This is a genomic window from Pantoea sp. E956-1, assembly GCF_982223955.1.
On the sequence record NZ_CEUYZP010000010.1, the window covers coordinates 143,236 to 155,084 of the forward strand.

At 50.0% G+C, this 11,849-nt stretch carries 11 protein-coding genes, 2 tRNA genes and 1 rRNA gene; 8 read left to right on the top strand and 6 right to left on the bottom strand.

Annotation, left to right across the window (positions count from 1 at the left end; translation table 11 throughout):
• The first annotated feature begins 3 nt into the window (after positions 1-3).
• From AC0T7J_RS20445 to AC0T7J_RS20460, 4 genes are read left to right on the top strand one after another with little or no spacing between them, the layout of a single operon-like run.
• Complete coding sequence (locus AC0T7J_RS20445; RefSeq protein ID WP_473796513.1) at positions 4-987, top strand: fimbrial protein; 984 nt, start codon at positions 4-6, stop codon at positions 985-987.
• 11 nt (positions 988-998) lie between these two features.
• Positions 999-2,363, top strand: a complete 1,365-nt coding sequence (locus AC0T7J_RS20450; RefSeq protein ID WP_473796516.1) for a GlcNAc-transferase family protein — start codon at positions 999-1,001, stop codon at positions 2,361-2,363.
• Positions 2,360-4,174, top strand: coding sequence for an OmpA family protein (locus AC0T7J_RS20455; protein WP_473796519.1), 1,815 nt, complete (start codon positions 2,360-2,362; stop codon positions 4,172-4,174). The genes AC0T7J_RS20450 and AC0T7J_RS20455 overlap by 4 nt, the downstream gene beginning before the upstream one ends.
• Before the next feature lie 17 nt (positions 4,175-4,191).
• On the top strand, positions 4,192-4,683 hold the full coding sequence (locus AC0T7J_RS20460; protein ID WP_473796522.1) for a DcrB-related protein: 492 nt from the start codon (positions 4,192-4,194) through the stop codon (positions 4,681-4,683).
• 220 nt (positions 4,684-4,903) lie between these two features.
• Here the strand turns inward: AC0T7J_RS20460 and AC0T7J_RS20465 are convergent.
• Positions 4,904-4,980: transfer RNA gene (locus AC0T7J_RS20465), tRNA-Asp, on the bottom strand.
• Positions 4,981-5,114: 134 nt separating this feature from the next.
• Entirely contained in the window at positions 5,115-5,846 is a 732-nt protein-coding gene (gene dnaQ / locus AC0T7J_RS20470; protein WP_013356870.1) for a DNA polymerase III subunit epsilon, read from the bottom strand.
• A gap of 51 nt (positions 5,847-5,897) precedes the next feature.
• On the opposite strand from dnaQ, the gene rnhA reads away from it, so the two are divergent.
• Positions 5,898-6,365: a ribonuclease HI gene (gene rnhA, locus AC0T7J_RS20475; RefSeq protein WP_010255125.1), complete on the top strand. Its 468-nt coding sequence runs from the start codon at positions 5,898-5,900 to the stop codon at positions 6,363-6,365.
• Here the strand turns inward: rnhA and AC0T7J_RS20480 are convergent.
• A complete protein-coding gene (locus tag AC0T7J_RS20480; RefSeq protein WP_473796527.1) occupies positions 6,347-7,084 on the bottom strand; it encodes a class I SAM-dependent methyltransferase in 738 nt (245 codons plus the stop codon). The genes rnhA and AC0T7J_RS20480 overlap by 19 nt on opposite strands.
• Positions 7,085-7,126: 42 nt before the next feature.
• On the opposite strand from AC0T7J_RS20480, the gene gloB reads away from it, so the two are divergent.
• Together gloB and mltD are read left to right on the top strand one after the other, a co-directional pair.
• The gene (gene gloB / locus AC0T7J_RS20485) at positions 7,127-7,882 is read left to right on the top strand and encodes a hydroxyacylglutathione hydrolase (RefSeq protein WP_473796543.1); all 756 of its coding nucleotides are present in this window, start codon (positions 7,127-7,129) and stop codon (positions 7,880-7,882) included.
• A gap of 71 nt (positions 7,883-7,953) precedes the next feature.
• Positions 7,954-9,330 carry a murein transglycosylase D gene (gene mltD / locus AC0T7J_RS20490; protein ID WP_022625195.1) on the top strand — a complete coding sequence of 459 codons (1,377 nt, stop codon included), beginning with the start codon at positions 7,954-7,956 and terminating at the stop codon, positions 9,328-9,330.
• Positions 9,331-9,439: 109 nt separating this feature from the next.
• On the opposite strand, the gene AC0T7J_RS20495 is transcribed toward mltD, so the two are convergent.
• Positions 9,440-10,231 carry an endonuclease/exonuclease/phosphatase family protein gene (locus tag AC0T7J_RS20495; protein WP_473796530.1) on the bottom strand — a complete coding sequence of 264 codons (792 nt, stop codon included), beginning with the start codon at positions 10,229-10,231 and terminating at the stop codon, positions 9,440-9,442.
• 265 nt (positions 10,232-10,496) lie between these two features.
• Here AC0T7J_RS20495 and yafC point away from each other — a divergent pair, with 265 nt between their 5' ends.
• The gene (yafC, locus tag AC0T7J_RS20500) at positions 10,497-11,399 is read left to right on the top strand and encodes a DNA-binding transcriptional regulator YafC (RefSeq protein WP_473796533.1); all 903 of its coding nucleotides are present in this window, start codon (positions 10,497-10,499) and stop codon (positions 11,397-11,399) included.
• Between the two features lie 209 nt (positions 11,400-11,608).
• Here the strand turns inward: yafC and AC0T7J_RS20505 are convergent.
• Together AC0T7J_RS20505 and rrf are read right to left on the bottom strand one after the other, a co-directional pair.
• A tRNA-Asp gene (locus tag AC0T7J_RS20505) sits at positions 11,609-11,685 on the bottom strand.
• Positions 11,686-11,772: 87 nt separating this feature from the next.
• Positions 11,773-11,849 (bottom strand): 5S ribosomal RNA (rrf, locus tag AC0T7J_RS20510); the annotation flags it as partial.

Below are 11,849 nucleotides of genomic sequence, written 5' to 3' on the forward strand. Positions count from 1 at the left end.
TTTATGTTACGGATTTACGTTTTTCTGTTTTGTGCGATCGTCATGTCGCCCGGTGCCTGGGCTGCCTGCACAATAGCCCGTGGTCAACCCACGCAGCTCGCTATCAATGCTCAAACCATTACTATTACTGCCGATGCTGCAATAGATACCACAACGCCAATCGCTCAATTCGACACCCCAGCCACGGGCAGTGCTATTGGCTATGATGGATGTCTTACCGGTACAGAGTACGGAAAACGAGTTGTTAATCTTACTGGACAGGATTCGTCTACACGTATTTATCCAACAAATATTTCCGGCATTGGTATCAAATTATTATTCAGCAATGGCAGAGCTTTCGGCAATTTTCCATCAACCAGTAATCTTACCTTTCCCAATGGAGAAGCCGAGGGAACACTTGATCTGCCCGCGGGATCGTTTTTTCGCGTGCAGCTTTTTAAAACGGGTAATATCAAATTATCTGACCCCACGGGCAATACAATTATACCTGCCGGTTTACTTGCTTACTATTATATTCTCAGCGATAACCCAGCCTCATACATTATTAACCTGACTGTCGGCGAAATGAAACTTATCAGCACGCCGACATGCACCACCGATGGCACCAAAACCATCGATTTCAATACCGTAACTCCCTCGCTATTAAAAGCAGGCGTTACACGGGACCTTGGTTTCTCTATTACCTGCAAAAGTGATTACGGCAGCTATGCCGCAAAAGCATCCATGATTACCAATTCTCCCTCCTCTGACGGTACTTACATCCGCGTTCAGGATGCAACTGGCAATAGTGACAGTCTGGGAATCCGCATTACGGACGGTTTGAACCAGTTAATGAATGTCAATGGTACAACCACAGAAGATAAAAACAGTACCAGTCAGGGACCGACCGAGTTTGCCTGGAAAGCCACACTTATTCCCGGCAAATCTGCGACCCCGGCGGGAGGAACGTTTACCGCTGCAGCAGAAATATTATTTGATATTCAGTAACCGAAAGCATTATGGGTCAGGCTAATATGAATCAACCAGCAACCATCTTCGTCAGCATCGCCAGTTACCGTGATCCTGAATTACTGCCTACGCTCAGGGATATGCTACGGCATGCTGCATATCCTGAAAATCTGCATATCGCTATTTGTTGGCAGGATGACAAAACCAGTGATTTTTTTGAATCTGCCGGCTTTGTACTACAGCAACGCAGGATATTTAATGAACAGGAAATCGTAACGTTCCTCTTTAATAAAACCCGAATCGATATCATCATGGTTCATTATTTTATCAGCCAGGGTGCAAGCTGGGCGCGCAGTCTGGCTGAGGCACTTTTTGAAAATGAACAATATTTCCTGCAAATAGATTCTCACTGTCGGTTTATTCCTGACTGGGATAATGAAATGATAACGATGCTGCAGATGCTGCAGGCGCAATCACCCCATCCCGTTATCTCAACTTATCCCCCGGCTTATACGCCAGGTGATAACGAAGCTGAATGCAAAAAATCTGACGTCAGCCGTCTGATTTTCCGGGAATATGATCGTCAGGGGATACCCATGTTCAGCTCGACTCCTTTCAAGGCTTCAGCTCCGATACGGGGAAGTTATCTGGCTGGCGGATTCATCTTTGCTTCGGGGCATTTTATCAAATCGGTCCCTAACGATCCGCAGATCTTCTTTGCAGGTGAAGAGATAGGTATGGCGGTCAGAGCGTTTACGCACGGTTATGATGTTTATCATCCTCATAAACTTCTGCTGTGGCATTTTTACCAACGTGAAGAACATAGCAAGGTCTGGAGTGATCACAGTGATGAGGCGAAAAATCAGGGCAACATTGATAAAACGTGGTGGGAAAGAGATCTGACCGCCAAAAGGCGTATCAGAATTTTACTGGGGCTGGAGGATGAACCGGCTTCCACACTGGCGCCCTATGCGCTGGGCCAAAAGCGGGGATTAAGAGAGTTTGAGTATCAGGCTGGTATTTGTCTGCACAGAGGCACAGCTTTGCCTGAAGTTCTGGGCGATGACAAGATTAATTACTTCGCGCAATCTCCGGCTAACGAGACGGAATGGCTTGAGCGACAGTATGCCTGGTTTAGTCAGACAATCACGCTGAATGTGACAGACTATATCGTTAATGAACATGAAATAAGTCCGGTTTGCCTGAGTGTTTATAATGTGCAGAATCGTCTGCTTTATAAGCGGATGTTGCAGGTCGGCGAGCTGGAAACGTTGCGCCATAAGTCAACCAGTGGCGATATTCTCCTGAACATTCAGTTTAAAACCACCAGCATGATTACCAGGCCAACAATCATCCGGATTTGTCCCTGGTCAGATATTTCTGGCTGGGGTAAGGTGCTGGAGAAATCGTGGTGAAAAGCAAAACCTTTCTTTGTCGGCTTATTGCGATAGATACCCTTATCGCTTTTGACGGCGTCATTACCTCAGCCGCAGATCTTCAACTCAGGCTCATTTCGCTCATTGAGCAACTTAATAAAGCGCTACTTGTTGAAAACCATGATGAGACGGAGAGCGACGCACTTTGTCAATTCCTGTGCTGCTATTTTGACCAGCGGCTCACAGATAATAAACGTGGTCACTTACTCCACTGGCAGCGCTATTTGCTGGAACCTCATTTTTACGGCTACAGTGAAAGCAGGCAGGATACCGCTCTTTCATCACGGCTCAAGCCCCTGCTTTCTAGCAGCAATGGGGCGATGTTCAGTTACGCCTGGAAATTACTCAAGCTGCTGAGGCAAACTGAAGGCCAAAGTGAAGCACTTGTTGCGCTTCGCACAGCCTATCGCGAACGCCATTTTTTGCATATGCGTGCCAGCCAGACCCTAAAACAAACTGAATCTTTTAACATTCAGCATGAATGTGCCGGTTCTGCCAAAATAATGGTGCTCATTATTGGGCCCTTCGCCAGAAAGTGGTTCAGGCAATTTGATCTATTCTCTAACGATCAAGGTCAAATCGTTTGGGCCCTCGCTGATCATGCTCATACCGTAATTGATCGGATCGCTCATATAAAGATCCACCATCCCGAAATGGCAGTGCAGACTTATTTCCCACTGTTGGCGGATGGCTTTGAAAACAGCAGCATCATGATCGAGCAGATGATGGCATGGCTACACGCTTTTAAATCTCTACAGCTGTCAGAACCGCTGCCCTGTTTTCTCGGACTTTACACACGTCTGAGCCAGCAGCGTGATGCTCATAACCCTGATAAAGCAATCTGGACTGGCCAATTAGCGCCGGCAGCAAATTGCGATATTAAGCTGGAATCTCGACTTATTGATCTGATTGACGAGCTTGAGGCTAACGATAGTGGTGATGACCTTTACGCCATTCAGCGACATGCGCTGGGTTCAACCCTGATTACCTGGCTGGCAGAACAGCGAATCATGAGCATGTTACAAAGCTTATTCGACAGTACATCAATTAAACTGGCTGGCGTCACACTTGCCGATTACGGGATGGGGTTCACCCGACATGGAGCCTGGTCAATCTGGCTGGCTGAGAAATGCGCTATCCTGCCTGGGCTGTCGGCCGCGATTACTCTGCCGCCACTGCCAGAGATCGCTCTGCCATTGTCAAAATCTCCTCCACCAAAATCGATCACTTCCCGGGTTACGCCAGTTAACGTGCCCTATTCCGCCAGAAAATCCGGTTGGCCGAAGTTTGCGCTACCGCTGGGACTTATTGCCTTTCTGACGGTTGGCGTTGCCTGTTACGTTAAGTTGAAAACCGATCCCGCTTTCCACTTGCTAAGCCAGATCGCCTTACCGGAAAGCATGCTGCAAGAGGATCAAACGCGCGACCTGCCAACCTTTTTTACTCCCGCTACTATACCGCTGTTCCAGCAAGGCAGTAGCAGGCTAATGCCAGATAGCGAGAAAGTATTGATGGAGGTTGCAGCTAAAATGAAGGCGGTGCCGTCCCAGACCTATCTCATTATCGGTCATACGGATAGTTCCGGTACATCTGGCATAAATAATGCCCTTTCAGTTGAGCGAGCCAACGTCATTCGAAACTGGCTGGCTGATAAAAGTGGTTTGCCTGTCAGCCATTTTATCGTTACAGGGGCTGGTAATTCCCGGCCAATAGCCAGCAACGATTCTCCTGAAGGACGCGCGTTAAATCGCCGCGTCGAGATCATTCCATTGCACATTCAAAGTCAGTAAAAATAAGAGAGAATGTTATGAGCAGCAAACCAATCGTTTATCCACTTAATGAGGGGACGTTTATGACGTTCATGCCACAAGAGGATCAATCTATTAATATTCTTCGTTACATGGATGAGGAAAATAGACCTTACAATATCCTGATTAACCGCGCCACGCTGGAACAGGATGAAACGGTAGATGAATTTTGTGAGCAGCAGTGTGAAAGAATGAAGCGTTTAGTTCCCGGTTTTGAAGTTGAGGGGAAAAACCTTAAGCATGAAATCGGTCCGGCAAAATTGCCGGTTCTGCAAACCGCTAATAAATTCCTGGAAGATGGTGTATGGGTACGGCAAGTTTCGTCTGTGGTCACTCTGCCATGGCATCCTGACCTTAATCCTCACTCACGCCGGTTGATGGTTTTCACTCTGGCCACAAATGATGATTTCAGCGAGGCACAACGTAAACATTACGTTCGTATTATTAATAGCTTCACACCGGTTGAAATCGCCGTTAGTCAGGAAAACTAAAGCAGCTTTTGAACCCGACTGTCAGCCTGGCCGTCGGGTTTACAGGATGAACGGTTTGCTCACGCAGACTATTACTATCCGGAGAAATATAACGTCTATTTCCCATCAGGCAGATAGCAGCAGAAGAGTGATGAATAATTTAAAAGCCATCAGGGTAAAAATAAAAGAGGCATCAACGCAAAAAGCCGATTCATTTCTGAATCGGCTTTTTTAAAGAGATTGGCGGAACGGACGGGGCTCGAACCCGCGACCCCCTGCGTGACAGGCAGGTATTCTAACCAACTGAACTACCGCTCCGCGCTTTGTTCCCCGTCGGGAACGAGGCGCATATTAATGGCAGGCTGTTGCGGCGTCAACGCTTTTTCCGGGGGAGCTAATCGTTTGCTGTTTTTTTCAGCTTGCCGTTGATTTTATCCACAAAATCACGCTATTCAGCCGCGCCACAGGCAGCTGCCGCCCTTTTTCATCACCAGATCCAGACGGGACTCATGTGCCACCACTTCCTCTTCGCTGGCCGTGACCACGCGCAGTGCAGAGGCAGGGCGCACGATGCGCTGAATGCTCTCTCCCTGCGCCTGTCGGGCGCTTTCACTTTCCGATAAGAAGGAAAGTGACGTCTGACCGCCAGTCATCGTCAGGAAGACTTCCGCCAGAATTTCGGCATCGAGCAGCGCGCCGTGCAGGGTTCGCTTGGTGTTGTCTATTTCGTAACGTGAGCAAAGCGCATCAAGACTGTTACGTTTGCCGGGAAACATACGACGCGCCAGCGCAAGACTGTCGGTAATCTTGCAAAAGGTTTCAGTTTTCTCAATGCCACGATTCAGCTTTGAAAACTCGTAGTCCATAAAGCCGATATCAAACGGCGCGTTATGGATGACTAATTCAGCACCGCGAATGTAGTCGAGAAACTCATCGGCGATCTCGCTGAACGCAGGCTTGTCGGCCAGGAACTCATCGGCAATGCCGTGTACGCCAAAGGCTTCGGGATCGACCAGCCGATCGGGCTTGAGATACATATGGAAATTGTTACCGGTCAGGCGACGGTTTATCACCTCTACCGCACCAATCTCAATGATGCGGTGCCCCTCATAATGTACCCCGATCATGTTCATGCCGGTGGTTTCAGTATCGAGAACGATCTGGCGGTTATTTGCAGTGCTCATAAGACCCGTTTTATGTCAGACTTAGCGTTTTTGAAAGGAAGTCTACCAGAGATGCGCAAACAGGTAGAAATATTCACCGATGGATCCTGTCTTGGAAATCCCGGCCCCGGCGGTTATGGGGCGATTTTACGCTACGGTCAGCATGAAAAAACCTTCAGCGCGGGCTATCACCTTACCACCAATAACCGGATGGAGCTGATGGCGGCGATTGTCTCACTGGAAGCGCTAACCCAGCCGTGCGATGTGGTGCTCAGTACCGACAGTCAGTATGTGCGTCAGGGAATTACCAGCTGGATCCATAACTGGAAAAAGCGTGGCTGGAAAACCGCCGACAAAAAGCCGGTGAAGAATGTCGATCTCTGGCAGCGTCTCGACTTAGCACTCAGCACCCATAAGATTCAGTGGGAGTGGGTTAAAGGCCATGCCGGACATCCGGAAAATGAGCGCTGCGACGTGCTGGCCCGCAGCGCCGCTGAAAATCCCGCTTTTGAGGATATCGGTTATAAAACCGAATCCTGATCCTCTGCCTGCCGGAACTGGCGTGTGGCATTGACCGTCTGGCGGATCTTGCTGGTGCTCATACTCTTCTTAGCCCGGGTCGGCAGCAGCGGGAACGTGCGCTTACGTGCCACCACAATATTCAGACAGCCCAGCGCCGGTAAGTGGGCGCTGATCAGTTTTCCGCCCTGACGATGCCACGGCAGCACCTGAAAGCGGGTGCGATAGACCACCTCATAATTCAACAGTCCCAGCCAGTCGATTAAACGCACCTGGCTGAACATCCGTCCGCTCCAGGGGGCTTTGCGGTTTAGTCCCGGTATCATCTTACTCACGCCGAGCAGGCTGAAGGGATTGAAACCACTGATGATCATCCAGCCATCATCGATTAACACCCTATCCACTTCGCGTAATACCCGGTGGGGATCCTGGCTCCAGGCGAGCGTATGGGCCAGCACACAGGCATCGATTGACTTCGACTCAAACGGCAGTTGCATCGGGTCAGCCAGCACCTGTAACAGCTCGCCTTCCCTGCCAACATTGACCTGATGTGAAATAGCACAGTTTTCAGTGTTGATTTCTGCGCTGAGATTGCCAAGCTTAAGCATATGAAAGCCATAAAGCTTTCCGAGGTAAGGCTGAAGCTGCTGCGTTAGCGCGTCGCGGAAATAATCTCCCCACGGCATATCGCGCCATGACAGCGGTGCGTTCAGAATCTGGCGTGATTTAGCGGGCTTCATGCTTTACGCTCTTCCTTTTCCTACGACCTGCGAGAGGTGATGATGAATCTTACCAGTATTCCTGCGTTGCAGGACAACTACATCTGGACGCTGACGGATGATGACGGTAAATGCCTGATTGTCGATCCCGGCGAGGCCCAACCGGTGTTAGAAAAAATGGCGTCCAACGGCTGGCAGCCGGTCGCTATTCTGCTGACTCACCACCATAACGACCACACGGGCGGAGTGAAAACACTCTGCGAGCATTTCCCTCAGCTTGAGGTCTATGGTCCCCAGGAAACTGCGGCTAAAGGAGCCAGAACGATAGTCAGCGAAGGCGATAAGGTCACGGTTCTGGGCCTGACGTTTGAGGTGATCCATACCCCTGGCCACACTTTAGGACATATCTCATATTACAGCTCACCTTATCTTTTCTGTGGTGACACACTCTTTTCGGGCGGCTGCGGACGGCTTTTTGAGGGCACAGCAGAGCAGATGTATGATTCCTTTCAAAAGCTTAACCAGCTTCCAGGTGAAACATTAGTCTGCTGCGCACATGAATATACTTTATCCAATCTGAAGTTTGCTGCGGCTATTCTGCCCCATGACCCACAAATAATGGCCGAATATCAGAAAATTAAGGACTTACGTGCTGAAAATGGCATTAGTTTGCCCACAAAACTGGCGCACGAACGGATAATAAATTTATTTCTTCGCACGCAAGACATTGATTTACAAAGGGCATTAAACGTTAACGTTACTGATGAACCCGTATGGCGTGCATTTGCCGTTCTACGCGAGAAGAAAGACGCTTTTTGATTTTTCGGGTTGTGTTGTGAAAAGTCGTCACGTATAGTTGCTCGTCTTTTAAGCGAACTATTGACACACACATGAAGGCTAAAGCGATCTTACTCGCCTCAGTCTTGCTGGTAGGATGTCAGGCGTCCAGGAACGATGCCAATATCCCGGTACAGCATGCACAGAGTCTGTCTTCAGCTGGTCAAGGTGAAAATGGAAAGTACGGAGACGAGTTTTTGTCGCCGCGATGGCAGGAAGATGGAACTGGCCTCGCAGCAGACGCAGATCTCTGGAGTTTCATTAGTGACGAGTTGAAGATGGGGATTCCGGAAAACCCGGCAATCCGCGAACAAAAAAGTAAATTTTTAAAAAATAAGAGCTATCTCCACGATGTAACATTACGGGCAGAGCCGTACATGTACTGGATAGTCGAGCAGATACAGAAACGTAAAATGCCGATGGAACTGGTACTGCTACCCATAGTGGAGAGCGCTTTTGACCCCCGGGCAACTTCATCCGCCAATGCCGCTGGTATCTGGCAGATTGTTGCTGCAACAGGTCGAAACTATGGTTTGAAACAGAACCAGTATTACGATGGGCGACGTGATGTGGTCGCATCCACGAAAGTTGCGCTGGATATGATGCAGCGTCTTAACACCATGTTTGACGGCGACTGGTTACTAACCATCGCAGCGTACAACAGTGGTGAAGGACGTGTACTCAAAGCGATAAAGCAGAACAAGGCGCGCGGTAAGCCGACTGACTTCTGGCATTTATCGTTGCCACGCGAAACGACCGTGTATGTGCCTAAAATGTTAGCTCTGAGTGAACTGCTCAAAAATAACAAGCGTTACGGTATCAAACTGCCGACACCCAATGAAAGTCGTGCGCTGGCGCGGGTGGAAGTGGGTCAGCAGATACAGCTGACGCAGGCTGCCGAAATGGCGGGTATGTCGCTCACGAAACTGAAGAGCTTCAATACCGGTTACAAAGGCGGTGCAACAGCGCCAAACGGCCCACACTATATTATGGTGCCGAAGTCGAACGTCGCGAAACTGCGTAACTCACTGGCTTCCGGTGATATTGCAGCGGTACAGCCTACTCAGCTTGCGAAAGCCAGTGCGAGTGGCGGGTACAAAGTGCGACGCGGTGATACGCTCTCTGGTATCGCCTCAAAACTTGGCGTTAGCGTCTCGACACTGAAGCAGGATAACAACCTGCGCGGTGCTGATATCCGGCCGGGTCAGACTCTGACCATTGGTTCGAATGGCACCCGACTGGCTGATAACGGCAACAGCATCACCTATCGTGTTCGTAAAGGTGATTCTCTTGACAGTATTGCCCGTCATCACGGCGTCAATATCAAAGACGTGATGCGCTGGAACAGTGTGCTGGACAGTGCGAAAGATATTCAACCCGGCGATAACTTAACGCTGTTTGTGAATAATAACGCAACACCTGATACCTGATACGTTGAAAAGGCTGACATTTGTCAGCCTTTTTCTTTTATTCATCCGCCAATGTTTACTCATCTGCCGGACTTCCCTCCCCTTCTGCAGGCACGCTTAATGCACCGGGCTAGCTTCCTGAACTGAATTCCACCAGTAAGGGGTTATGGTCGGACGCCCGCGTCACCAGTACAGATGCCTCACTCACTCTGAGATCGCGATAAAAGACGAAATCCAGCGGTCGGCCAAACGCTTTACGGCGGTGATCGGCAGTGAACATTACCTCTTCCAGCTTCATCCGCTGTGCAAACCGGTAGAGCGCATTGATACGCTGACGGCTCCAGGCATTGAAATCCCCGGCCATAATCACCGGCCCATGGTGATGCATGATCTGCTCCCCGATTGGCCCCAGCTGTTTACTGTAGACGTCGACGCCCAGGCTGAAATTTACCGCATGGATGTTCACGACCATCAGCATTTCACCGGCAGGGAGAGGATAGGCCGTGACCAGAGCCGACTTAGAGAGCCTCAGTAGTGGCTCACGTTCACGCAACGGGCAACAATAGACCGGGTGAGCAGAGGCGAGCGTCATCACCCCGGAGGGATGCTGAGGCAGCACAAAGGCAGGTACCTGATCGGCAGCAAGATAATTACTGGTGGCAAACTCTACCAGTTCAGGCGTGGTCTGCGCTTCCTGCAGTAATACCAGGTGCGCATCTTTGCCAAAACCTTCCAGTACTGACATCCAGTCTGCGCGTTGTTGCTTGAAGATGTTCCATACCAGGACTTTGAGGTTTGGATGCGCAGGCAATGGCGCGCCGGGAGGCAGTGCCTGACCGAGATGGAGCATCGCGCCAGGTGGAAAGATCTGTTCCACTGGTTGTCCTGCTACATATCGCATTGCATAAGTTTTTTTGCGCACTTTCCCGCCTGGCTGATGATTCAAAAAATACAGTTAACACCTGTCTGTTATAGGGATTCTAGACCGGGGTTTCAATGGATGCTGGTGAATGTCAGAATTCATCACCTTTTCCAGAATAAAGCAGCCCTTTTAAGTTCGCTAAGCAAAACGAGGCAGATCAGGCGGTGACATCCGCGATGTCATCGTTGACGGCTCCTTCTACTGGTTATAACAGCATTATCAGTCATAAACTGGCTTAATGGCTATGCGATTACAGAGAGGAAGGATGAAGGCATCTTCTGATGAACTAAAAGTGTTTGCCAGCGTAGTAGAAAGTGGAAGTTTCAGTCGCGCTGCTGAACAACTGAAGATGGCTAACTCTGCCGTCAGCAGGACAGTTAAAAAGCTGGAGAGCAAGCTGGGTATTGCCCTGCTGACCCGCACAACACGGCAGCTGGCGCTTACGCAGGAGGGCGAACGCTATTTTCGCCATGTTCAGCGCTTTTTGCAGGAGATGACCACGGCAGAAAGCGATTTGATCGAGAGTCTACAGGCACCTAAAGGACTACTGCGCGTGGATGCCGCGACGCCGGTCATTCTGCATTTGCTGATGCCAATGATTAAACCCTTTCGTCTGCGCTATCCTGACGTGACTCTTTCTTTGATCTCCTCAGAGAGTTTTATCAATCTGATTGAGCGAAAAGTGGATATCGCCATTCGTGCCGGCAATCTGACCGACTCAACGCTGCGCGCCCGTCTGCTCTTCAGAAGCTTTCGCAAGATGGTTGCTTCACCCACCTATCTGCGTGAGCATGGGACACCGCAAACGGTGGCTGAGCTGGATAATCACCACTGTCTTGGCTTTGATGATTCCCCACGACTCAATCGCTGGCCCGTCTCCCGTGAAAGCGGCGAACTCTATGATATTACCTGGGCTATCTCCTCTAACAGCGGAGAGACGATTAAGCAGCTTTGCCTTACCGGTAATGGTATTGCCTGCCTGTCGGACTATATGATCGATCGTGAAGTTGCTGAGGGAAAACTGGTCGAAGTGTTGGCCGATCAGCGTCTGCCGGTCGAGATGCCCTTCCATGCGGTTTACTACAGTGATATTGGCGTAAGCCAGCGTGTGCGCGCTTTTATCGATTTTCTCAGTGAGTGGACAGCTCACCAACCGTGGCGTACCTGACGTCTACAGGGGCTGGCCTGATTGGGGTCTGCCCGCAGACAATTAGGGAGGATGGGCTCGATAGCGGGATTATCGCTTTTGATTCAAAGAATTAGCGATCATTAAAATGATCCGGGAGCTCGAAGAGAATCAGCGCGGTGAATTTTGCCGGCTTGAATTTGCTGCAATGGAAAAAGCCCTGACCGTTAAGTCAGGGCTTTCCAATTAAGTGGCGGAACGGACGGGGCTCGAACCCGCGACCCCCTGCGTGACAGGCAGGTATTCTAACCAACTGAACTACCGCTCCACCGATTCTTTCACAGCTGTCAGCAACTGGCTGATAACCGTCTGTTCCTGCTAATTTCCTTGTCAGGGGAAAAGGAACGAATTTGATGCCTGGCAGTTCCCTACTCTCGCATGGGGAGACCCCACACTACCATCGGCGCTACGGCGTTTCACTTCTGAGTTCGG

Bases quoted from the DNA above. Each gene is read 5' to 3' on its own strand.
- AC0T7J_RS20445 (WP_473796513.1), top strand. From the start codon at position 4: ATGTTACGGATTTACGTTTTTCTGTTTTGTGCGATCGTCATGTCGCCC.
- AC0T7J_RS20450 (WP_473796516.1), top strand. From the start codon at position 999: ATGGGTCAGGCTAATATGAATCAACCAGCAACCATCTTCGTCAGCATC.
- AC0T7J_RS20460 (WP_473796522.1), top strand. From the start codon at position 4,192: ATGAGCAGCAAACCAATCGTTTATCCACTTAATGAGGGGACGTTTATG.
- dnaQ (WP_013356870.1), bottom strand. From the start codon at position 5,846: ATGAGCACTGCAAATAACCGCCAGATCGTTCTCGATACTGAAACCACC.
- rnhA (WP_010255125.1), top strand. From the start codon at position 5,898: ATGCGCAAACAGGTAGAAATATTCACCGATGGATCCTGTCTTGGAAAT.
- AC0T7J_RS20480 (WP_473796527.1), bottom strand. From the start codon at position 7,084: ATGAAGCCCGCTAAATCACGCCAGATTCTGAACGCACCGCTGTCATGG.
- gloB (WP_473796543.1), top strand. From the start codon at position 7,127: ATGAATCTTACCAGTATTCCTGCGTTGCAGGACAACTACATCTGGACG.
- mltD (WP_022625195.1), top strand. From the start codon at position 7,954: ATGAAGGCTAAAGCGATCTTACTCGCCTCAGTCTTGCTGGTAGGATGT.
- yafC (WP_473796533.1), top strand. From the start codon at position 10,497: ATGAAGGCATCTTCTGATGAACTAAAAGTGTTTGCCAGCGTAGTAGAA.